At 59.1% G+C, this 22,626-nt stretch carries 17 protein-coding genes and 1 pseudogene; 16 read left to right on the top strand and 2 right to left on the bottom strand.

Annotation, left to right across the window (positions count from 1 at the left end):
• Window positions 1-2: 2 nt before the first annotated feature.
• Both tssJ and tagH read right to left on the bottom strand, forming a co-directional pair.
• Window positions 3-512 carry a type VI secretion system lipoprotein TssJ gene (tssJ, locus tag HU730_RS13835; RefSeq protein WP_186527259.1) on the bottom strand — a complete coding sequence of 170 codons (510 nt, stop codon included), beginning with the start codon at window positions 510-512 and terminating at the stop codon, window positions 3-5.
• 57 nt (window positions 513-569) lie between these two features.
• On the bottom strand, window positions 570-1,898 hold the full coding sequence (gene tagH / locus HU730_RS13830; protein ID WP_186527260.1) for a type VI secretion system-associated FHA domain protein TagH: 1,329 nt from the start codon (window positions 1,896-1,898) through the stop codon (window positions 570-572).
• Window positions 1,899-2,291: 393 nt separating this feature from the next.
• On the opposite strand from tagH, the gene tssA reads away from it, so the two are divergent.
• The 16 genes and pseudogenes from tssA (at window position 2,292) to HU730_RS13750 (ending at window position 22,583) form a co-directional block, all read left to right on the top strand.
• A complete protein-coding gene (gene tssA / locus HU730_RS13825; RefSeq protein WP_186527261.1) occupies window positions 2,292-3,308 on the top strand; it encodes a type VI secretion system protein TssA in 1,017 nt (338 codons plus the stop codon).
• Between the two features lie 54 nt (window positions 3,309-3,362).
• The gene (tssB, locus tag HU730_RS13820) at window positions 3,363-3,869 is read left to right on the top strand and encodes a type VI secretion system contractile sheath small subunit (protein WP_003195557.1); all 507 of its coding nucleotides are present in this window, start codon (window positions 3,363-3,365) and stop codon (window positions 3,867-3,869) included.
• Window positions 3,870-3,871: 2 nt separating this feature from the next.
• Window positions 3,872-5,368, top strand: a complete 1,497-nt coding sequence (tssC, locus tag HU730_RS13815; RefSeq protein WP_003195559.1) for a type VI secretion system contractile sheath large subunit — start codon at window positions 3,872-3,874, stop codon at window positions 5,366-5,368.
• Between the two features lie 155 nt (window positions 5,369-5,523).
• A complete protein-coding gene (locus HU730_RS13810; RefSeq protein ID WP_003195562.1) occupies window positions 5,524-6,012 on the top strand; it encodes a type VI secretion system tube protein Hcp in 489 nt (162 codons plus the stop codon).
• Window positions 6,013-6,084: 72 nt separating this feature from the next.
• Window positions 6,085-6,600, top strand: a complete 516-nt coding sequence (gene tssE / locus HU730_RS13805; protein WP_034129256.1) for a type VI secretion system baseplate subunit TssE — start codon at window positions 6,085-6,087, stop codon at window positions 6,598-6,600.
• Complete coding sequence (gene tssF, locus HU730_RS13800; RefSeq protein WP_072445649.1) at window positions 6,597-8,456, top strand: type VI secretion system baseplate subunit TssF; 1,860 nt, start codon at window positions 6,597-6,599, stop codon at window positions 8,454-8,456. Before tssE ends, tssF begins: the two co-directional genes overlap by 4 nt.
• Window positions 8,420-9,463: a type VI secretion system baseplate subunit TssG gene (tssG, locus tag HU730_RS13795; protein WP_054919762.1), complete on the top strand. Its 1,044-nt coding sequence runs from the start codon at window positions 8,420-8,422 to the stop codon at window positions 9,461-9,463. The genes tssF and tssG overlap by 37 nt, the downstream gene beginning before the upstream one ends.
• On the top strand, window positions 9,456-12,116 hold the full coding sequence (gene tssH, locus HU730_RS13790) for a type VI secretion system ATPase TssH (RefSeq protein ID WP_186527262.1): 2,661 nt from the start codon (window positions 9,456-9,458) through the stop codon (window positions 12,114-12,116). The genes tssG and tssH overlap by 8 nt, the downstream gene beginning before the upstream one ends.
• 156 nt (window positions 12,117-12,272) lie before the next feature.
• The gene (locus tag HU730_RS13785) at window positions 12,273-14,216 is read left to right on the top strand and encodes a type VI secretion system tip protein VgrG (protein ID WP_186527263.1); all 1,944 of its coding nucleotides are present in this window, start codon (window positions 12,273-12,275) and stop codon (window positions 14,214-14,216) included.
• Between the two features lie 15 nt (window positions 14,217-14,231).
• Complete coding sequence (locus tag HU730_RS13780) at window positions 14,232-14,666, top strand: DcrB-related protein (protein ID WP_120247443.1); 435 nt, start codon at window positions 14,232-14,234, stop codon at window positions 14,664-14,666.
• Window positions 14,667-14,678: 12 nt separating this feature from the next.
• Window positions 14,679-19,055 carry an RHS repeat-associated core domain-containing protein gene (locus HU730_RS13775; RefSeq protein WP_217862458.1) on the top strand — a complete coding sequence of 1,459 codons (4,377 nt, stop codon included), beginning with the start codon at window positions 14,679-14,681 and terminating at the stop codon, window positions 19,053-19,055.
• Window positions 19,049-19,600, top strand: a complete 552-nt coding sequence (locus HU730_RS13770) for a hypothetical protein (protein ID WP_034129263.1) — start codon at window positions 19,049-19,051, stop codon at window positions 19,598-19,600. Before HU730_RS13775 ends, HU730_RS13770 begins: the two co-directional genes overlap by 7 nt.
• Window positions 19,597-19,905 carry a hypothetical protein gene (locus HU730_RS13765; RefSeq protein ID WP_034129264.1) on the top strand — a complete coding sequence of 103 codons (309 nt, stop codon included), beginning with the start codon at window positions 19,597-19,599 and terminating at the stop codon, window positions 19,903-19,905. The genes HU730_RS13770 and HU730_RS13765 overlap by 4 nt, the downstream gene beginning before the upstream one ends.
• Window positions 19,906-19,989: 84 nt before the next feature.
• Entirely contained in the window at window positions 19,990-20,421 is a 432-nt protein-coding gene (locus tag HU730_RS13760; RefSeq protein WP_034129265.1) for a hypothetical protein, read from the top strand.
• A 21-nt stretch (window positions 20,422-20,442) separates the two neighbouring features.
• Window positions 20,443-21,579, top strand: a pseudogene (locus tag HU730_RS13755) (RHS repeat-associated core domain-containing protein); the annotation flags it as partial.
• A gap of 344 nt (window positions 21,580-21,923) precedes the next feature.
• Entirely contained in the window at window positions 21,924-22,583 is a 660-nt protein-coding gene (locus HU730_RS13750) for a hypothetical protein (protein ID WP_057975240.1), read from the top strand.
• Window positions 22,584-22,626: the final 43 nt, after the last annotated feature.

The following is a 22,626-nucleotide window of genomic DNA, read 5'->3' as shown; positions in this document are numbered from 1 at the left end:
TGTTATTGGGCTGGGCTGGATGGGGAAGCCACGACGTCGGCGCGCACGGCATGCACGTCGAGGCTGATCTGGTATTCGCTGTATTGGCGCGGCGGCACGTTGATGACCGTGCGCCATTGCGCACGGTCCAACTCGCGGTAGCCCACCAGCAAGCCGATCTGGCGCGTGGACGGGTCGAGATCGCGCTGCAGGCTCAGTTGTTGGCCGGGCTGCACCATCACTTCGTCCTGGTCCAGCAGGTCGAGGCCGAGGGTGGATTGCGCACGGTCAGCCAGGGCGAAGTAATCGGAGCGTGAAAAGGTCGCGGCGTTTTTCAATTCGAAAATGCGCACCCGCACCGGCGCGGCCTGGCCGTTGGCACCGGGGTTAAGCCCGGCAATCGCGTGAAAATGCAGCTCAACGGCGGCCGTGTCAGCTTCGGCCTCGGCAGCCGCCTGGGGTTTGGCAGTGTCGTTGGCACACGCCGTCAGCAGCAGCATGGTGGCGGCTGCGAGTAAAAACCTGGGAATCATCCTGCGTCCTCAATGACGTATTTAGCTATCCGTTTTATCCATTGGTGCGAGGCGTTTTCAGCGTCGCTGTCGTGCACTGTGTTCTTCGTAGGCCCGGCTGAATTCACGACCGAACAAGTCCTGGAAATCGTCCTGGGCCTCGCGGGAAATGTTGCTGTAGAGCTCGGTGAACTGCTGCCAGTACTGGGCCTGGCGCGAACCGTTGAACAGACTCGAGAGGCCGCCGGGTTTGCCCATGCGCTCCTCCAATTGCGCCGGTTCAAAGCGCGTGAGCAGGTGTTTGATCGCCGCTTCCACGCCAGCCATCACGGCCAACTGGTGGGCGCGCAGGTCGTCGAAACTGTCACGTACGGCGAGGTCCGGCGCCATGAACGCCTGGTTGCCATGACGCAGCAACAGCAGTAACGCTTCATCGGCATTCGGGGCGAATTTCAACGGGTTGTTTTCGGCGGGGCGGATCATCGTCTGCTGCATGCGAAACTCGCCCTTGAGGCTGGCACGGGCACGCAATACGTCGATCAAGCCCTCGACCATCAACCGGTAGCTGCGGCCGATGCTTTCCATCTGCGCGCAGGCGTCGGCTTTGCCCAGGCGCAACTGGTCCAGGCCCGCACCGCGCAGGAAGGCTTGCAGGAGGTCCGGTTGTGGCTCGGCATTGGCCAAGGGGAGCGCAACAGGCTCGACCACAGGTGGCGGCGGGATGATCGGGTCTGGGGCGGGCGCAGCATTGACCACGGGCGCGGGCGCGTCGCCGAACAGATCCCAGTCTTCGGGAATGACCGAGCCCTGCACTGATGGCTTTTCGGGCGCCGGTACGGCCACTGGGGCCGGGGGGCGAAAATCGTGTTGCTCGGACGGCACATGGTCCGCCACGGTGGGCGGCGGCACGGCGGTGGGGCTGAGGAAGTCGAACAGGTCTGGCAGGGTTTCCATGGCCGAGGCGCCCTGGAACTGCGGCGCGATCATCGGCGTGGGCGCAGGTTGGCTCGCCACGGCGCCCATCAGCGCTTCAAAGCTATTGGGTGAGTCACCGGCAAATGGCTGGCTGTCGATGGCTTGCACGTTGAAGTCGATACGCGCCTGGATTTCGTAATCGCCGATGCGGATCAATTCACCGTCTTGCAACGGCTCGCTGTTACCCCGACGCATACGAATACCCGCCTTGACCAACTCCACACCATTGGTGCTGTTATCGGTCAAATAATAACGGCCATCTTTGTATTGAATAACGCAATGTTGCGAAGAGACGAGACGCTCAGGGTCGGGCAATACCCAGTCATTGTCAGAACTGCGGCCAATAGCCATCACGCCCTGATCCATGGACTTTTCGGGGCATTGCCCAGGTGTGATCTTGTGATAACTAGTGATAGTCAAACACAGCGACATCTTGCCTCCTTGCTGATACATCGCGCGCAGTCTACCCAGGAGGCAGCACCGCCCTGGAGAGTCCCGTCCTGTCGTACAAACGACCGCCAAAATCTGCTTTTACCAGCATGATCGCTGATCTTAACTGGCTTCCATGACAAAAATCCGCTCTGGGCGCGCCTTTCGACTCGCCAGTCGCGCAGGTTGTTAAACACCGCACATCTGTCACAGAGGGCGAATAGCTTACCTTGACAAGCCATAAGTACTACACCAAAAATGCACAACTTCTTGAACATCAGTGATGGCGCAGTAGTGGCACGCTGAGTATATGACCAAGAAAACATGCAAAGTTCATTACGCAACTAGTGCATGAATTGCCCGCCATCCAGCGGGCCGATAAGGAGATCGAATTCAGTGGATGTGCCGTTGCTGCTCACCGCCGTTTCCGCGACGTCGCCTTGTGGCGAGGACATGGAATATGACGCGCAATTTCTGCAATTGGAACGTGATGCCAAGGGCCAACCCGAACGCAGCATGGGCGACTCGATCCTGCCCGCTGAGCCGCCCGAGTGGCGCAGCATCCAGCAGCAAAGCCTCGACCTGTTGCAGCGCAGCAAAGACCTGCGCATCACCCACTTTCTGCTGCAAAGCACCCTCGCCCTCCAGGGTGTGGCCGGGCTGGCCGAAGTCCTCACGCTGATCGACGCCTTGCTGCGCCAATACTGGGCCGATCTGCACCCGCGCCTGGATGCCGACGATGACAACGACCCCACCGTGCGCATCAACGCCCTTACCGGCCTGACCTGCGAAACCAATATTCGGCTGCTGCGCGAAAGCATCCTGACACGCTCGCGCACCTTCGGGCCCGTGAGCCTGCGCGCCGCGCTCAACGCCAGCGGCCTGCAGAGTTTTGCCGATGAGCAGTTGGGCAACCAGCAACTCAACGCCGCGTTCCTGGACAGCGACCCCGAACAACTGCAAGCCACCCGCGACGCCTTGAGCGCGGCGCGCACGGCGTGCGAGGCCATTGAGCAACAGGTCAATGACCAAGTCGGTTCCGCCCAGGGCGTGGACCTCAGCGCCTTGAAGCAGCCGCTCAAACAGGCCCTGCAACTTCTCAATCAAGCGGTGCCAGGCACCGACAGCAGCAGCGATCCCGAGGCCGTCAGTGAAGACAATGCCCCCTCGGTCGACGCCGCCGCGCCCGCAGCCCCTCGCCCGACGAGCGACATCGCCACCCGCGACGATGTGCTGCGCAGCCTCGACAAAATCCTTGCGTACTACACCCGCCACGAGCCTTCGAGCCCGCTGCCGGTGCTGTTGAACCGAGCCAAGAATCTGGTACATGCCGACTTTGCGGCCATCGTGCGCAATCTGATTCCCGATGGCATGTCCCAATTTGAAAACCTGCGCGGCCCCGACAGCGAGTAAGCCGCCGGACCGTGCAGTAACAACACCGTCGCTCAAGCGACCAGGAGCAGCAACGTGGCGAAGCAAAGTTCTCAGAAATTCATCGCGCGCAACCGTGCGCCTCGAGTGCAGATCGAGTACGACGTCGAGCTTTACGGCGCCGAGAAAAAGGTCCAGCTGCCCTTCGTGATGGGCGTGATGGCCGACCTCGCCGGCAAGCCTGCCGAGCCGCTGGCACCCGTGGCCGACCGCAAGTTCCTTGAGGTGGACGTCGACAACTTCGACTCACGCCTCAAGGCCATGCAGCCACGCGTCGCGTTCCACGTACCCAATGAGCTGACAGGCGAAGGCAACCTGAGCCTGGACATCACCTTCGAAAGCATGGACGACTTCAGCCCGGCCGCCGTGGCCCGCAAGGTCGACTCGCTGAACCAGCTGCTCGAAGCCCGCACCCAATTGGCCAACCTGCTGACCTACATGGACGGCAAGACTGGCGCTGAAGAAATCATCATGAAGGCGATCAAGGACCCGGCATTGCTTCAGGCACTTGCCAGCGCGCCCAAGCCTGCAGGGGAGCAGTAATCATGACGGACAATACCGCCCGCGAAGGCAGCCAGATCCTGGGTACCACCGAAGAAGCCAGCGAGTTCGCGAACCTGCTGCTGCAAGAATTCAAGCCCAAGACCGAGCGTGCCCGCGAAGCCGTTGAAACCGCGGTGCGCACCCTGGCTGAACAGGCCCTGGCGCAAACCGACCTGGTGTCCAACGACGCGATCAAGTCGATCGAATCGATCATCGCCGCCATCGACGCCAAGCTCACCGCCCAGGTCAACCAGATCATCCACCACCAGGATTTCCAACAACTGGAAAGCGCCTGGCGTGGCTTGCATTACTTGGTCAATAACACCGAGAGCGATGAGCAACTGAAGATTCGCGTGCTCAACATCTCCAAGCCAGACCTGCACAAGACCCTGAAGAAATTCAAGGGCACCGCGTGGGACCAGAGCCCGATCTTCAAGAAGATGTACGAAGAAGAATACGGCCAGTTCGGTGGCGAACCTTACGGCTGCCTGGTGGGTGACTACTACTTCGACCAGTCGCCGCCCGACGTGGAACTACTGGGCGAGCTGTCGAAAGTCTGCGCCGCCATGCACTCGCCTTTCATCGCTGCGGCCTCGCCGACCGTGATGGGCATGGGCTCGTGGCAGGAACTGTCGAACCCACGCGACCTGACCAAGATCTTCACCACCCCGGAATACGCCGGCTGGCGCTCGCTGCGTGAATCGGAAGACTCGCGCTACATCGGCCTGACCATGCCGCGCTTCCTGGCACGCCTGCCGTACGGCGCCAAGACCGATCCAGTGGAAGCCTTCGCTTTCGAAGAAAACACCGACGGCGCCGACAGCTCCAAGTACACCTGGGCCAACGCCGCCTACGCCATGGCAGTGAACATCAACCGTTCGTTCAAGCACTACGGCTGGTGCTCGCGCATCCGCGGCATCGAGTCTGGTGGTGAAGTGGAAAACCTGCCGGCCCACACGTTCCCTACCGATGACGGTGGCGTGGACATGAAGTGCCCGACCGAAATCGCCATCAGTGACCGCCGTGAAGCGGAACTGGCGAAGAACGGTTTCATGCCGCTGCTGCACAAGAAAAACACCGACTTCGCCGCGTTCATCGGCGCCCAGTCGCTGCAGAAACCTGCCGAATACGACGACCCGGACGCTACCGCCAACGCCAACCTGGCCGCACGCCTGCCGTACCTGTTCGCCACCTGCCGTTTCGCCCACTACTTGAAGTGCATCGTGCGCGACAAGGTCGGTTCCTTCAAAGAGAAGGACGAAATGCAGCGCTGGTTGCAGGACTGGATCCTCAACTACGTCGACGGCGACCCGGCGCACTCCACCGAAACCACCAAGGCCCAGCACCCGTTGGCGGCGGCCGAAGTGATCGTGGAAGAAGTCGAAGGCAACCCGGGGTATTACAACTCCAAGTTCTACCTGCGCCCGCACTATCAGCTTGAAGGGCTGACGGTGTCGTTGCGCCTGGTATCGAAACTGCCTTCGGCAAAAAGCGCATAAGTAACGATTGAGCTAGCTCGTTCCCACGCTCCGCGTGGGAATGCCGCCCGGGACGCTCTGCGTCCCGGTGACGCGTAGCGTCACAGGATGCGTTACCACGCAGAGCGTGGGAACGATCACCCAATCAAGTGGCATGGGCCACACAGGGAGAAAACATGGCTGTTGATATTTTCATCAAGATCGGCGACATCAAGGGCGAGTCCATGGACAAGGCCCACAAGGACGAAATCGATGTGTTGAACTGGAGCTGGGGCATGTCCCAGTCCGGCAACATGCACGTCGGCGGTGGCGGTGGCGCGGGCAAGGTGAATATCCAGGACCTGTCGCTGACCAAGTACGTCGACAAGGCTTCGCCCAACCTGATGATGCACTGCGCCAGCGGCAAGCACATCGACAAGGTCAAGCTGACCGTGCGCAAGGCCGGTGGCGAGAGCCAGGTCGAGTACATGGTGATCAACCTGGAAGAAGTGCTGGTCACCTCCTTGAGCACCGGCGGTTCGGGCAGCGATGATCGCCTGACCGAAAACGTCACCCTGAACTTTGCCCAAGTGATGGTCGACTACCAGCCGCAGAAAGCCGACGGCACCAAAGACGGCGGCGCCATCAAGTTTGGCTGGAACATCCGTTCCAACACCAAACGCTGATAGCCCTTGTGGCCGTGGCCCGGTGCCACGGCCATTGTGTCCCTCTCGCAACCCGTCCGTGGAGCTGCTTTGGTGGTAACTGAAATCGCTTCCCGCGACCGTCTGCAACCGTCCCTGCTGGACCGGTTGACCGACGAAGACCCGACCAACCCCAAGGAAAGCGCCGACAAACGCGTGCTGTCCCTGACCCAATTGAAGGCCTCGGTGCTGCGTGACCTGGCGTGGTTGCTTAACACCACCTCGTTACTCGATACCGATGCCACGCTGCACACCCCGGCCGGCACTTCGGTGGTCAATTACGGCCTGCCGGCACTGGCGGGCAACAGCGCTTCGAGCGTCGATATCAAAGCCCTGGAAGCCTTGATTTACCAGGCCATCGCCACTTTCGAGCCGCGTATTTTGCGCCACACATTGCGAGTCAAGGCGCGCATGGGCCATGGCGAGATGAATCACAACGCCCTGAGTTTCGAGATTGAAGGCGACCTGTGGGCACAGCCGGTGCCGTTGCGTTTGCTGTTGCAGACCGACGTGGACCTGGAGTCCGGCCATGTGCGCGTGCTGAATGCCGACCAGCGGAGACGCCCATGAACCCGCGCCTGCTGGAGCTGTACAACCAGGAACTGCACCACGTGCGCGAAAGCGCTGCCGAGTTCGCCAAGGAATACCCGAAGATCGCCAGTCGGCTGACCCTGTCCGGTATGGACTGCGCCGACCCGTACGTCGAACGTTTGCTTGAAGGCTTCGCCTATCTCACGGCCCGCGTGCAGCTCAAGCTCGACGCCGAGTACCCGACCTTCACCCACAACTTGCTGGAAATCGCCTACCCGCACTACCTGGCACCGACGCCGTCGATGACCGTAGTGCAACTGCAGACCGACCCCGATGAAGGCTCCCTGGCCGGCGGTTTCCCGCTACCCCGTGACACGGTGCTGCGTGCCGCCCTGGGCCGTGAAACCCAGACCTGCTGCGAGTACCGCACCGCGCACCCGGTGACACTGTGGCCGTTGCAGGTCAGCAACGCCGAATATTTCGGCAACCCCGCCGCCGTGCTCGGGCGCCTGGCCGCCAGCGAACCGAAAGCCAAGGCCGGCCTGCGCCTGACCCTGCGCACCGGTGCCGAGCTGCCGTTCAACAGCCTCGACCTGGATACCTTGCCGCTGTACCTGAGCGGCGCTGATGAACAACCGTTTCGCCTTTACGAACAACTACTGGGCAACGCCTGCGCGGTGTTTGCGCGCGAGCCCGGTGGCGATTGGGTCGAGCGCCTGCCCCAGGGCGCGTTGCGCTCGCGGGGGTTCGATGATGCCGATGCGGCCATGCCGGTGGTAGCGCGGGCGTTCCAGGGCTATCGCCTGTTGCAGGAGTACTTCGCCCTGCCCCATCGCTTCCTGTTCGTTGAGTTCGCCGAGTTGAGCCGTGCGGTCAAACGGTGTGACGGCCAGGAGCTGGAACTGATCGTGCTGTTCGACCGCCACGAACCGAGCCTGGAAGGCAGTGTCGGCGCGGCGCAGTTCTTGCCGTTCTGCACGCCCGCCATCAACCTGTTCCCCAAGCGCGTGGACCGCATCCATTTGTCCGACCGGGTCAATGAACACCACGTGATCGCCGACCGTACGCGGCCGATGGATTTCGAGATTCACTCCTTGAGCGGCATTACTGGCCATGGCACCGGACCGGAGCAGCCGTTCTTGCCGTTCTATGCGGTGCGCGATCCGTCGCGCTATGGCCGCGACCAAGCGTATTACAGCGTGCGCCGCGAGCCGCGTGTGCTGTCCAGCGATCAGCGCCGCAATGGCCCGCGCTCCACTTATGTGGGCAGTGAAACCTTCGTCAGCCTGGTGGACAGCCGCCAGGCGCCGTATCGCCATGACCTGCGCCAGTTGGGCGTGACGGCACTGTGCACCAACCGGGACCTGCCGCTGTTCATGAGCGTGGGCAACGGCAAGACCGACTTCACCCTGGCCGACAGTGCACCGGTACTGGCCGTGCGGTGCGTCGCCGGGCCAAGCCGCCCGCGTGCCAGCCATGCGCATGACGCCAAGGCCTGGCGCCTGATCAGCCAGTTGTCGCTCAACTACCTGTCCTTGAGCGAAGAGGGCCAGGGCGCCGGCGCCTTGCGCGAACTGCTGCGCCTGTACGGCGACAGCAATGACGCCGCCCTGCAATTGCAGATCGAAGGCCTGCGCGAAGTCAGCAGCAAGGCGGTGACTCGACGCCTGCCGATGCCTGGCCCGATTGTGTTTGGCCGCGGCCTGGAAATCACCTTGGAGTTCGATGAAAACGCGTTTCGCGGCACCGGCGTGTTCCTGCTCGGTGCAGTGCTGGAGCGCTTCCTGGCACGCTACGTGTCGATCAACAGCTTTACCGAGACGGTAATCCGTACCACCGAACGCGGCGAGATCATGCGATGGAAAGCCAAGCCCGGACGGCGTCCGACCCTGTGAGAACCCTGGACGCGATGCACCAGGAGCCCTGGGAATATGACTTCTTCCAGGCATTGCGGCGCATCGAGTGCGAAACGCCCGAGCTGCCACGCCTGGGCCATTCCCTACGCCTGGCCGATGACCCGCTGCGCCTGGGGCAGCAGGCCGATTGCACCTTCGCACCCGCCACCCTCGCCTCGGTCGACCCCGGTGGCGACGGCAAGCCGGCGCGGTTGGAGCAGTTCTTTTTCGGCCTCGGCGGCCCCAACGGGCCGCTGCCGCTGCACATCACCGAGTACGTGCGCGAGCGCCAACGCAACAACGCCGACAGCACCAGCAAGCAGTTCCTGGATGTGTTCCACCATCGCTTGCTGACCCTGTTCTATCGGGCCTGGGCCGAGGCGCGGCCAACGGTCAGCCATGACCGCCCGGACGATGACTACTGGTCCGCCCGCCTCGCCGCCCTGAGTGGCCGCGGGATGCCGAGCCTGCTCAATCAAGGGCTGATCCCCGATACCGCGAAGCTGCATTACAGCGGCCATCTGTCGGCGCAAACCCGTTACCCGGATGGCTTGAAAGCGATCCTCAGCGAGTACTTCGGCCTGCCGGTAGAGATCGAGGAATACGTCGGCCAATGGCTGGAACTGCCCGAACGCAGCCGCGTGGGGGTCAGCGCCAACCAGTTGGGCGTGGACTTCTGCCTGGGTAGCCACGTGTGGGACCGCCAGCACAAATTCCGCATCCGCCTGGGCCCGCTCACGCTGGATGACTACATGGGCATGCTGCCCGGCCAACAGCCGTTCAACGAGCTGGTGGCGTGGGTGGCCGAGTACCTGGGCCATGAAATGGACTGGGACTTGAACCTGGTTTTGCAACAACCCGAAGTTCCGGCGCTGCAACTCAACGGCCAGTTCCGCCTGGGCTTCAACACCTGGCTCGGCCAACCTGCGCATGACGCCAACGACCTAATCCTGGCCCGGCATTACGCCGACCACGCCACCACCTCAAGGAATCCAGAGCATGGGTGAAATCAGTCGCGCCGCACTGTTCGGCAAACTCAACAGCGTGGCCTACAAAGCCATCGAAGCCGCCACCGTGTTCTGCAAGTTGCGGGGCAATCCGTATGTGGAACTGGCCCACTGGTTTCACCAGTTGCTGCAACTGCAGGACTCGGACCTGCACCGCATCATCCGCCAGTTCAACGTGGAGCCGGCGCGCCTGGCCCGTGACCTCACCGAAGCCCTGGATCGCCTGCCGCGTGGCTCGACGTCGATCACCGACCTGTCGTCCCACGTGGAAGAAGCCGTAGAACGCGGCTGGGTGTATGGCAGCCTGATGTTCGGCGAAAGCCAGGTGCGCACCGGTTATCTGGTGCTGGGCATCTTGAAGACACCGAGCCTGCGCCATGCGCTGCTGGGTTTGTCCGGCGAGTTCGACAAGATCAAGGCCGAGGCCCTGAGCGAGCGCTTTGATGAATACGTCGGTGACTCGCCGGAAAATGCCTTGAGCGCCAGCGATGGCTTCAATGCCGGCGTCCCTGGCGAGGCCAGCGGTGCCATGGCGCCCAGCGCGATGGGCAAGCAGGAAGCGCTCAAGCGCTTCACTGTGGACCTGACCGAACAGGCCCGCAGCGGCAAGCTCGACCCAATCGTGGGCCGTGACGAGGAGATTCGCCAACTGGTGGATATCCTCATGCGTCGGCGCCAGAACAACCCGATCCTCACTGGTGAGGCCGGGGTGGGCAAGACCGCCGTGGTCGAAGGTTTCGCCCTGCGTATCGTCGCCGGTGACGTACCGCCTGCGCTCAAGGACGTGGAACTGCGCAGCCTCGACGTGGGCCTGTTGCAAGCCGGCGCCAGCATGAAAGGCGAGTTCGAACAGCGCCTGCGCCAGGTCATCGAAGACGTGCAGGCTTCACCCAAGCCGATCATCCTGTTTATCGACGAAGCCCATACCCTGGTAGGTGCCGGTGGCGCCGCCGGCACCGGTGACGCGGCCAACCTGCTCAAGCCTGCCCTGGCCCGTGGCACCTTGCGTACCGTGGCGGCCACCACGTGGGCCGAGTACAAAAAGCACATCGAGAAAGACCCGGCCCTGACCCGCCGTTTCCAGGTGGTACAGGTTGCCGAGCCGTCGGAAGACAAGGCCCTGCTGATGATGCGCGGCGTGGCTTCCACAATGGAAAAACACCACCAGGTGCAGATCCTCGACGAAGCTCTGGAAGCCTCGGTGAAGCTCTCCCACCGCTACATTCCGGCGCGCCAGTTGCCGGACAAATCCGTGAGCCTGCTGGACACCGCCTGCGCGCGCGTCGCCATCAGCCTGCACGCGGTCCCCGCGGAAGTGGACGACAGCCGTCGCCGTATCGAAGCCCTGGAAACCGAGCTGCAAATCATCGCCCGTGAGCATGCGATCGGCATTGCCATTGGAGCGCGTCAAACCCATAGCGAAGCGCTGCTGACCGCCGAACGTGAGCGTCTGGCCACGCTGGAAAGCCGTTGGGCCGAAGAGAAAACCCTGGTGGATGAGCTGCTCGCCACCCGCGCAACCCTGCGCGAGAAGGCCGGGGTTGTGGACAGCGGCAACGATGAACTGCGTGCAAAACTGGTCGATCTGCAACAGCGCCTCACCGCTCTGCAAGGCGAAACCCCTTTGATCCTGCCGACCGTGGATTACCAGGCCGTGGCCTCGGTGGTCGCCGACTGGACCGGCATCCCGGTGGGCCGCATGGCCCGCAACGAACTGGAAACCGTGCTCAACCTCGACCAGCACCTGAAGAAACGCATCATCGGCCAGGACCATGCCCTGCAAATGATCGCCAAGCGCATCCAGACCTCCCGCGCCGGCCTCGACAACCCGAGCAAGCCGATTGGCGTGTTCATGCTGGCCGGCACCTCGGGTGTGGGCAAGACCGAAACAGCCCTGGCCCTGGCCGAAGCCATGTACGGCGGCGAGCAGAACGTCATCACCATCAACATGAGTGAGTTCCAGGAAGCCCACACCGTGTCCACACTCAAGGGCGCGCCACCGGGCTATATCGGCTACGGCGAAGGCGGTGTGCTGACCGAAGCGGTACGGCGCAAACCCTACAGCGTGGTACTGCTCGATGAGGTGGAGAAAGCTCACCCGGACGTGCACGAGATTTTCTTCCAGGTGTTCGACAAGGGCGTGATGGAAGACGGCGAAGGCCGGGTGATCGACTTCAAGAACACCCTGATCCTGCTGACCACCAATGCCGGTACCGAACTGATTTCCCACGTCTGCAAGGACCCGGCGAACATCCCCGAGCCCGAGGAAATCGCCAAGGCCCTGCGCCAGCCTCTGCTGGAGATTTTCCCACCGGCCTTGCTCGGTCGCCTGGTGACCATCCCGTACTACCCGCTCAGCGATGAGATGCTCAAGGCGATCACGCGCCTGCAACTGAACCGCATCAAGAAGCGTGTGGAGAACACCCATAAAGTCGCGTTCGAGTATGACGACGCAGTGGTCGACCTGATCGTCTCGCGCTGCACCGAAACCGAAAGTGGCGGGCGCATGATCGATACCATCCTCACCAACAGCCTGCTGCCGGACATGAGCCGCGAATTCCTCACGCGCATGTTGGAAGGCAAGGCACTGGCGGGGGTGCGGATCAGCAGTCGGGATAATGAATTGCACTACGACTTCAGCGACACCGAATAACTATTGTTGGAATACGGTCAGTGTGGGAGCTGGCTTGCCTGCGATAGCGGTCTGACATTCAGCATGGATGTTGACTGATCCACCGCTATCGCAGGCAAGCCAGCTCCCACAGTTGATCCGGTTCCGTCAGTGATGACGGTATTTACGGGACTACCGATGCTATTCAACCAAGCCTCACGCCTGGCCAAGATCAACAGCCCCCTCGGGCCGGATGTGCTGCTGCTCAACGAAATGGGCGGCGGTGAAGAGCTGGGCCGGCTGTTCAACTATGAGCTGCAACTGACGTCCCTGGACGCCAACATCGACCTCAACCAATTGCTGGGTAAACCGATGAGCGTCGGCCTGCAACTGGCGGACGGCGGCGAGCGGCATTTCCACGGGATCGTTGCGCGGTGCAGCCAGAACATCGACAAAGGCCAGTTCGCCAGTTACCAAGTCACCCTGCGCCCTTGGCTGTGGTTGCTCAGCCGGACCTCCGACTGCCGTATCTTCCAGAACCTGAGCATCCCGCAGATCATCAAGCAGGTGTTCCGTGACCTGGGTTTTTCCGACTTCGAAGACGCGCTCAGCCGGCCGTATCGCGAGTGGGAGTACTGCGTGCAGTACCGCGAGACCAGCTTCGATTTCGTCAGCCGGCTGATGGAACAGGAAGGCATCTACTACTTCTTCCGCCATGAACAGGACCGCCATGTGCTGGTGCTGGCCGACGCCTATGGCGCCCACACCAGCGTGCCCGGCTACGCGTCGATCCCCTACTACCCCAAGGACGAGCAGCAGCGCGAACGCGACCATATGCACAATTGGCACTTGGCGCAGGAGGTGCAGCCGGGCTCGCTGGAGCTCAACGACTACGACTTCCAGCGCCCCAGCGCGAGCATCGACGTGCGCTCGGCCATGCCGCGCCCGCACACCGCCGGCGACTACCCGCTGTACGACTACCCCGGTACCTACGTGCAAAGCGCCGACGGCGAACACTATGCGCGCACCCGCATCGAGGCCCTGCAAACCCTGCATGAACAGATCGAGTTCAGCGGCAATGCGCGCGGCCTGGGCTCGGGCCATCTGTTCAGCCTCACCGGCTTCAGCCGCCAGGACCAGAACCGCGAGTACCTGATCGTCGGTTGCCGTTACTTCGTCGTGCAAGAAAGCCTGGAAAGCGGTGGCGGTTCAGGCTCCGCGCAGTTCGAAAGCAGCCTGACCTGCATCGACGCCCAACAGAGTTTCCGCCCGCTGGCCAACACCCACCGTCCTATCGTCAAAGGCCCGCAGACCGCGCTGGTGGTAGGCCCCAAGGGCGAGGAAATCTGGACCGACCAGTACGGCCGCGTGAAGGTGCATTTCTACTGGGACCGCCACGACCAATCCAACGAGAACAGCTCGTGCTGGATTCGTGTGTCGCAATCCTGGGCCGGCAAGAACTGGGGCTCGATGCAGATTCCACGCATCGGCCAAGAGGTGATCGTCAGCTTCCTCGAAGGCGACCCCGACCGACCGATCATCACCGGGCGGGTTTACAACGCTGAGCAGACGGTGCCCTACGACTTGCCGGAAAACGCCACCCAGAGCGGCATGAAAAGCCGCTCCAGCAAAGGCGGCACGCCGGCCAACTTCAATGAAATCCGCATGGAGGACAAGAAGGGGTTGGAGCAGTTGTATATCCATGCCGAGCGTAACCAGGACATCGTGGTGGAGGTGGATGAAAGCCACTCGGTGGGGCATGACCGGAATAAGAGCATCGGGCATGACGAAATCGTGACCGTCGGCAACGACCGGGTACGCGCAGTCAAGCACGACGACATGCTCATGGTGGGGTTCAGCAAGACAGACGCCATCAGTAAAAGTTACCTGATTGAAGTGGGCGAAAACCTGCGTCTGGTTTGTGGCAAAAGCGTGCTGGAGCTCAATGCCAGCGGGCAGATCAATCTCACCGGTGTTCAGATCAATGTGTATTCCGAAGGCAGCTCCGAGATCAACACCGGAGGCAATCTGCATTTGAATATTGGCGGCAAAGGCGGCACCACACCCATGGGCCAAGGGGTCAAGGGCGACATTGACGCCGCCGTCAACGCCATGTTTCCCAAGCCGTCTTCCGGCCAATAACGAGACTCCGTTTCAATGACCTATCGACTCAATGAATTTGAATTCACCCTGCCCAGCGATGAGGTTCAGGATGCTTCCATCAATATTCTGAAGTTCGCCGCGCTGGGTACGTCGCTGATCGTTAGCCGCAGCCTGCTGGGTGATGGCGAGACGCTGCAGAGCAACTTCGAAGAGCAACTGGCGAAGCTGGAAAAGCAGGTACAGGACTTGCGCTATCAACCGGCCAAGGCTCTTCGTGTAGGCGCGGCGCAGGAGATAGACGCCATCGAAGTGCATAACCAGTTCAGCAAAGGCACCGAGCGCATCCATCAATACCAGTTAGCACTTGTGATACCCGGCACTCGGCAGATGCTTGCCCTGAGTTATGTCAAAGCCCAACCCCTGGGCGATGCTGAAAGCGCCCATTGGGCAACCATCAAAAGCACCCTGCAGCTGAATCCCAAACCTTGAAGCCCCTAATCCATGTCTGACGCTCTCTGGGCGGCACGCCTCGGCGACGGCCTGCTGCACACTTCGGCGATGGCCGACATCCTGGGCGGCGTGCTGGAAATTGCGGCCAACATCGCTATTACGGCCGTCGCCACGGCTGCGATTGTGGCCGCCACCGGTATTACGGTTGTAACCGGCGGGCTAGGCTGCTTTGTACTAGGCGCCGTGGTAGGCATCATCGTCGGCATTGGCATGAGCAAGACGGGGGCAGACAAGGGACTGACAAAAGTTTGTGACTGGATAGGCAATGCGTTATTCCCGCCGGTGGTGATGGCGACCATTGCCACCGGCTCACATAACACCTTCACCAACGGCATACCCGCTGCGCGTGCCGCAGGCGCAATCGGCCCGGTCAGCCCGCAACCTGCCGAAGGCGGCAATCCCGAGGAAGCCAGCTACCTGGACATGGCCAAGGGATTTTTCTCGCAGATGTGGCGCCCCACCGTGGCGGTTCCTGCGCCGGGCGCAGTCCCCAAACCGCTGGACATCGTCATCTGCACCAAGCATCCACCCATGCCACCGCAGTTTATTGCCGAAGGCTCCAGCAAGGTCACGATTAATGGTCAGCCGGCCGCCCGCAGCGGTGACCGAAGTACCTGCGACGCATCGATTGTCGAGTCGGGGATGATCTCCAGCAACGTGCGTATTGGCGGCAGCCCCGTGGTGGTGCGCGAGATCCGCAGCGGCAAGACCCCCGGTGTCGGGCTGGCGGTGACCGCGCTGTTGATGCTGCGCGGTGGGGGCTCCAAGTTTTTCAGCAAGCTGCCGTGCATGGTCGTTGGTGGACTGGTGTCGTGGGGCACCAGCCAAGTGACCAATGCCATTACCTCCGCGGTAGCAGGCTCGCCTAACCCGGTACACAGCTCCACGGGCGCGAAAATTCTTGATGGGGAAGACGATCTGGACTTCGCCCTGCCCGGCCTGCTCCCTATCGAGTGGCAGCGCTACTACAGCAGCCGGGACGAGCGTCGCGACGGTCTGTTCGGTGCCAGCTGGAGCGTGATCTACGAGGTCTGCGTCGAGATCGGCGTACACCCCGAAGGTGGGCAACGGCTGGTCTATACCGATGAGCAAGCGCGACAGATCGACATGGGCGTGATCCCGCTGGGCGGTGCCGTATTCAGCGCAGGAGAAGGCTTGAGCGTACGGCGCAATACCAATGGCCAACTACTGATCGAAAGCGTTGATGGGCTATATCGGCTATTCGAACCCACGCCAGGCAACGCCTCACACATGCGCCTTAGCCAATTGGGGGATCGCAACGACAACCGAATCTTCCTTGACTATGACATTCAGGGTCGGCTGAGCCACTTACGAGATACGTTCGACCATGTGCGTGTCGAACTTGTTTACAGCCAGCAATGGCCTGCGCGAGTGGAGCAAGTCAAACGGCTATACCCCGATCACAGCCGAGAAACCCTTGTCAGTTACGGCTACGATGCTCGCGGCGACCTGGCCGAAGTTCGCGATACCGACGCAAATGTGCAACGCCGCTTCACCTACGACAGCGGCCAGCGCATGGTCGAGCATCAGCTGCCCACCGGGCTGCGTTGTTACTACCAATGGGACTGTGTGGACGGTAGCGAATGGCGCGTGGTGCGGCACTGGACCGACGAAGGTGACGAGTACCGGTTCGACTATGACCTGCCGGGCGGTGTGACGCGCATTACTGATGGTTTGCAACGGGTCAGCACACGCCGCTGGAACCCGCAGTATCAGATAACCGAGTACACCGACAACCTGGGAAAAACCTGGCAGTTTGAATGGAATGACGAGCGTCAGCTGCTCAGCGCCACCGATCCGCAAGGCGGCAAATGGCAGTTCGGCTACGACGAGTCCGGCAACCTGTGCAGCACTCGGGATCCATTGGGGCGTATCGAGTCGACTTTATGGCTGGAGCATTGGTCGCTGCCGTTGGTGGAGACCGATGCGGCAGGCCACGCGTGGCAATATCAGTATGACCAGCGCGGCAATTGCGTCAGTGAAATCGATCCGTTGGGGCATGTCACACGGTATCGCTACGATACGTTTGGACAGGTGGTGGAGATCATCGATGCCACGGGCAAAAGCAAAACCCTGCGTTGGAATGAAACCGGACAGTTAATCCAGCATATCGACTGTTCGGGGTACCCCACAGCATTCGAGTACGACCGCCAGGGTCATTTGCAGGTGGTCATTGACGCCTTGGGTGAGCGCCAGCGCTATCAACACGACAGCCAAGGCCGGTTGCTACAGAGCGAAATGCCGGACGGCCGCATCGAGCAGTACCTGCGTGACACCAGCGGGTTGTTGATCGGCTATACCGATGCCGCAGGTCACATTACCCGCTACCAATACGGACGCCGCGGGCAAGTGCGCCAACGAATAGATGCCCATGGCCGGCAGATTGAGTTCCGCTACGACGCCTACGGACACCTCCAAACCCTGACCAATGAAAATGGTGAGAGTTACCGCTTTACCTGGGACCCGTGCGACCGTCTGGTAGAGCAGCAAGACCTCGACGGCAGCGCCCGACGTTATGCCTATGACCTTCTGGATAACGTAGCCGCCGTTGAGTACGTGCCCACGGGGCAGACACCTGAGCCTTCAATTGTGCATCGACTTGAACGCGATGCAGTGGGCCGCTTGCTGTTGAAACAAACCGATGATGGTCGCACCGAATACGCCTATGACCCGTTGGACCAACTCACCGCTGTCACCTTCATCGGCAATGACGAAACCACCCAGGCACTGGCCTTCGCCTACGACGCGCGCGGCCAATTGCTTATCGAACAAAGCGCCGCCGGCAGCCTGAACTACCACTACGATGAGCTCGGCAACCTGATCCAGACGCAATTGCCCGACGGCCGTTGGCTCAACCGCCTGTACTACGGCAGCGGCCACCTGCACCAGATCAACCTCGACGGGCGCGTCATCTGCGACTTCGAACGCGACCGCCTGCACCGTGAAGTCCTGCGTACCCAAGGCCAGATCACCACGCGCAGCGAATACGACCGCAGCGGCCGCCTGCGCTCACGGATACGCCGTTCCAACGGCCAGCCCACGCAACTGCCGGCCGCCCAGCAAAAACACTTTGACTATGACCCGGCCGATAACCTGATCGGCCGCCTGGAGCGTGACCGCGATAACCGTCGGGACCAGCGCCAACTGCTCCACTACGACGCCACCGGGCGCATTATCGCCAGCCAGGACAACGCTCAGGGCCAGCGAGAAACGTTTGCCTACGATGCCGCTGCCAACCTGCTGGACGGTCCGTCAGCCAGTGCGGGGCTGGTGGTGCATAACAAGCTGTTGACCTATCAGGACAAACGCTACCGTTACGACGGTTTCGGCCGAATGATCGAAAAGCGCAGTGCCCTACGCGGCGTACAGCTCTTTGCCTACGACGCAGAGCATCGCCTGATCGAAGTCCGTAGCCAGAAGGATGGACGCGAAACGGTCGTAAAAATGACCTATGACCCCCTCGGCCGGCGCATCGCTAAAACCGAACATGACAGCAACGGTTATCCGTTGGGTGAAACCCGCTTTGATTGGGAGGGGTTGCGCCTGCTGCAGGAGCATCGGCATAGCCAGACCAGCCTCTATCTCTATGAAGAAGACGGCTATGTACCGCTGGCTCGAGTGGACGGCACGGGTGAGCATCAAAGCGTGCGCTACTACCACAACGACCTGAATGGATTGCCTGAGCAACTGACCGAAGCTGATGGGAAAACGGTGTGGCAGGCGCGCTATCAGGTGTGGGGGAATGCGGACGAAGAAGTGCGTGAAGCGTACTTTATCGAAGAGCAGAATTTGCGGCTCCAGGGGCAGTATCTGGATCGGGAGATTGGGCTGCACTACAACACGTTTCGGTTTTATGATCCGGATGTGGGGAGGTTTACGACGCCGGATCCGATTGGGTTGATGGGTGGATTCAATCTTTACCAGTACGCGCCGAATCCCATTGGTTGGATTGACCCGTGGGGATGGGCAGGTGACCCTGCGAAAGCGACACACATCACTTACGTCGGCGTGAAAGACGGTAAACCTTATGTGGGTTACGCCAGCAAGCCTGGGTTGGGGCATTCCGCGCAAGCTGTGTTGGACTACCGCTATCCTAATAAGCAAATTTTTGACGTTGCACCAGAGGCAGTATTCAAAGGAGATGGGCAAAAAGGAAAAGACATTGCAAGGGGCCTGGAACAAAGAATATATGAAGACAAATTGAAAGAAGGCCCTGTCGCGAACAAACAAAGACCTGTCGGCCCGAATAACAAAAGACGGGATATTTATCTCGCGGCCGCAGATAAACATAGAGGCGTCAAACCTCAAAAATCAACTAAGAAATTCAAAGGTCCCGGAAGATGCTGAAGAAGATCACATGGCAAGAAGGCAAGATTCTAAGTTTAAAACTAAAAGATGACCTCTACACGCTTGTCCAGATGCGTGAAAACTACTACCTGCAGTTTTTCGACTTGACAAATACTCAGGATACCTGGACAGGTGTAAACCTCCAAAAAGTCGACCCGCTATTTTTTATCTTCGCGTCCACGAAGGCTTTGAAGGGCCTCGCCATAAGTGAGCCGTCATCGGATAAAGTCCGCATAGACATGCGCCCTCCCGAAAAAAAAATGCTGAGAGCTATTATTGGCGGCAATTACGGCGCGGATCTTATAGAACTGACTGATTCTTTTGAAACTCTTGATGCAATTACATTGAAAAGCAACTTAACATTAACCGACGACCTCGACACCATTTATAAATATGAATTATCAGGCATGATCGGCGATCCAGAAAAGCTACAAAATCGTTTAATAAACTATTTTGAAAACGGAGTGAATTGGGACAAATCCAAAGAATTCTTATTCAAAGGCATCTCAGCGCCACACGCCAAAAAATTGAGTACAACCAAATGAAAAACAAAGAGTTACAGGACTTTCAAAAGCATCACCTTAATCTAGAGGGTGAAAAAAAACTTATCGCCAAGATAACGAGGCTGCTCGAAGCACTTATCAGTGAATTGCAACAACTTCCTGAAAAAACAAATCAATCAACCATCTTGGAACACTTCAAAAAGTGCATACTTAACATTAATTATTTCGAGAATGAAATAGAAACTATCGAACGCGAATCTATATTTGAACACATTTATACCTTAGGAAAAATTGTCGGCCTTGACCCAACATCAGAGTATGCTGATGAGTGGCGAGGCGATTGGTAACGGATCAAATGGCTGAGGCAAAAAGGGATGGATGCATTTCGTTTTAATTAAAGTTATTCTCTTTATCTACAATGGATGCGGAAGATGAACATTCTTAATCTAATAGAAAACGCTGACTGCACGACAGCACCTTCTACTGGGTTGCCGAGTAATCCCGTCCCCGATGACTTGACCGATTTTTATAACCATTACAGCAGCGCTGTTTTCTATCCAAAGGCACAGTACAGCTTCATGATTCAGGCGCCAGAACTTGAACGCTCCGACTTTGTCGTTATGGACGAAGACTTGGAGGACCCAGACTCAGCTAACTGGTACGCGCTCGTTAAATGTGCGGATCAAATAATTTCAATTAACCTGAAACCTGGCCCGCAATTTGGCTACTGCTACGACTCGTTCTGGGACAGTTACCCGACCGCCGATGAGAGCACACTGATCGCAAAATCATTTACTGAGCTGATTGAGAAGATCATTAAATCCGGAGGTAAAAATTTATTCTGGATACCGGGCCACACTTGATAGTGAGACCAGACTATATGACCCGACGACCGTTGGCTCAACCGCCTGTACTACGGCAGCGGCCACCTGCACCAGATCAACCTCGACGGGCGCGTCATCTGCGACTTCGAACGCGACCGCCTGCACCGTGAAGTCCTGCGTACCCAAGGCCAGATCACTACGCGCAGCGAATATGACCGCAGCGGCCGCCTGCGCTCACGGATACGCCGTTCCAACGGCCAGCCCACGCAACTGCCGGCCGCCCAGCAAAAACACTTTGACTATGACCCGGCCGATAACCTGATCGGCCGCCTGGAGCGTGACCGCGATAACCGTCGGGATCAGCGCCAACTGCTCCACTACGACGCCACCGGGCGCATTATCGCCAACCAGGACAACGCTCAGGGCCAGCGAGAAACGTTTGCCTACGATGCCGCAGCAAACCTGCTGGACGGACCATCAGCCAGTGCGGGGCTGGTGGTGAATAACAAGCTGTTGACCTATCAGGACAAACGCTATCGTTACGACGGCTTTGGCCGAATGATCGAAAAGCGCAGTGCCCTACGCGGCGTACAGCTCTTTGCCTACGACGCAGAGCATCGCCTGATCAAAGTCCGTAGCCAGAAGGATGGACGCGAAACGGTCGTAAAAATGACCTATGACCCCCTCGGCCGGCGCATCGCTAAAACCGAACATGACAGCAACGGTTATCCGTTGGGTGAAACCCGCTTTGATTGGGAGGGGTTGCGCCTGCTGCAGGAGCATCGGCATAGCCAGACCAGCCTCTATATCTATGAAGAAGACGGCTATGTACCGCTGGCTCGAGTGGACGGCACGGGCGAGCATCAAAGCGTACGCTACTACCACAACGACCTGAATGGATTGCCTGAGCAACTGACCGAAGCTGATGGAAAAACGGTGTGGCAGGCGCGCTATCAGGTGTGGGGGAATGCGGACGAAGAAGTGCGTGAAGCGTACTTTATCGAAGAGCAGAATTTGCGGTTCCAGGGGCAGTATCTGGATCGGGAGATTGGGCTGCACTACAACACGTTTCGGTTTTATGATCCGGATGTGGGGAGGTTTACGACGCCGGATCCGATTGGGTTGGCGGGAGGCGGCAATCTTTACCAATACGCTCCTAACCCGACGGGTTGGATAGACCCCTGGGGCTGGGCCTGTTCCTCAGCACAAAGGAGGCAGAATAAAGTCAACGGTAAAGCCGCTGAAAACCTGGTGCATCAGAAGCTATTAAATAATCCCAAAGTGACCGTGCTCGGTACACAGGTTTATGTCAAAACTCCAGGTGCAGGGAGAGGCCGCTACGTAGACATTTTGATAAAAAATAACAAAACCGGGAAAGTCGTCGCAATTGAGGTCAAGTCAGGTGGTGCTGTACGGTCTAAAGCCCAGCTTGCAAAAGACAAAATCATCGCCGATGGGAAAGGCATATTTGGTAATTCTGGAAAGAGCACAAAAGGCGTAACCGTTAGCGAAGCCAGGGTCCCACTATGGAGGTTGCCGTAATGACTGAAACTGTAAAAGATATATTGAAGTTACTGACCTCATTCTTAGCAGAACCCTTTGCGAAACATGGGTACGCGCTAAAAAAAGGCAGAAATTTTGAAACGAATGGCGAGCGTGGTCGAGTTCGTCGCTACACGATAAATCTATCCAAGAGCAAGGGATGGTTTTCTCTCCACTTGACGCTTCAGATAGTGGACCCAGCGCTGATGACGTGCGTGAACAACGTCCTTAATAAAGCACTCCGAGACGAACGGTTTGAATATCCGGAAAACTGGTCCCAGTCTATTATCGAGAAGACTATTAAAACCCGGACTTCCAACCATGTTGTCGCCGAACTGACGGACTGGCGGCCACTAAAAAATCCCGGCGAAACGCTTGAGAACTTCAATGAGCGTTTTTCAATATGGTTGTATTCATTTGACAGCCTGGATGAAAAACCTGACTGGAAAGAGCAGTTGCTGACCAGTATTGGATTAGCCCAATGTTGGTTTGACGAAGCAGATTCGGAAGACTGGATTCGCACCAACACTGATTATCCTGCTCTTTATTTGCTATATAACGAAGGTCTAAATCAGAAACTTGAGGACAAATACAAAGCTGTGCTGAGGTCCTCTGAAGACCCAAATGAAGTGGAACTGTTTTACCTGCATCTGTCTTGATAGCCAGAACAACACCCAAGGTCAACGGGAACCTTCATCTACG

Source organism: Pseudomonas sp. SWRI22 (assembly GCF_014268395.2).
Lineage (GTDB): Bacteria > Pseudomonadota > Gammaproteobacteria > Pseudomonadales > Pseudomonadaceae > Aquipseudomonas > Aquipseudomonas paracarnis.
The sequence above is the reverse complement of the archived record's forward strand: the minus strand, read 5'-3'. Positions and strand labels throughout refer to the sequence as shown.

What these genes read in the sequence shown, in the direction of transcription:
- HU730_RS13785 (WP_186527263.1), top strand. Translation starts at nt 12,273, where the DNA reads ATGCTATTCAACCAAGCCTCACGCCTGGCCAAGATCAACAGCCCCCTC.
- tssC (WP_003195559.1), top strand. Translation starts at nt 3,872, where the DNA reads ATGACGGACAATACCGCCCGCGAAGGCAGCCAGATCCTGGGTACCACC.
- tssJ (WP_186527259.1), bottom strand. Translation starts at nt 512, where the DNA reads ATGATTCCCAGGTTTTTACTCGCAGCCGCCACCATGCTGCTGCTGACG.
- HU730_RS13765 (WP_034129264.1), top strand. Translation starts at nt 19,597, where the DNA reads ATGAAAAACAAAGAGTTACAGGACTTTCAAAAGCATCACCTTAATCTA.
- HU730_RS13760 (WP_034129265.1), top strand. Translation starts at nt 19,990, where the DNA reads ATGAACATTCTTAATCTAATAGAAAACGCTGACTGCACGACAGCACCT.
- tssG (WP_054919762.1), top strand. Translation starts at nt 8,420, where the DNA reads ATGGAAAGCCAAGCCCGGACGGCGTCCGACCCTGTGAGAACCCTGGAC.
- tssF (WP_072445649.1), top strand. Translation starts at nt 6,597, where the DNA reads ATGAACCCGCGCCTGCTGGAGCTGTACAACCAGGAACTGCACCACGTG.
- HU730_RS13750 (WP_057975240.1), top strand. Translation starts at nt 21,924, where the DNA reads ATGACTGAAACTGTAAAAGATATATTGAAGTTACTGACCTCATTCTTA.
- tssH (WP_186527262.1), top strand. Translation starts at nt 9,456, where the DNA reads ATGGGTGAAATCAGTCGCGCCGCACTGTTCGGCAAACTCAACAGCGTG.
- HU730_RS13780 (WP_120247443.1), top strand. Translation starts at nt 14,232, where the DNA reads ATGACCTATCGACTCAATGAATTTGAATTCACCCTGCCCAGCGATGAG.
- tagH (WP_186527260.1), bottom strand. Translation starts at nt 1,898, where the DNA reads ATGTCGCTGTGTTTGACTATCACTAGTTATCACAAGATCACACCTGGG.
- HU730_RS13810 (WP_003195562.1), top strand. Translation starts at nt 5,524, where the DNA reads ATGGCTGTTGATATTTTCATCAAGATCGGCGACATCAAGGGCGAGTCC.
- HU730_RS13775 (WP_217862458.1), top strand. Translation starts at nt 14,679, where the DNA reads ATGTCTGACGCTCTCTGGGCGGCACGCCTCGGCGACGGCCTGCTGCAC.
- HU730_RS13770 (WP_034129263.1), top strand. Translation starts at nt 19,049, where the DNA reads ATGCTGAAGAAGATCACATGGCAAGAAGGCAAGATTCTAAGTTTAAAA.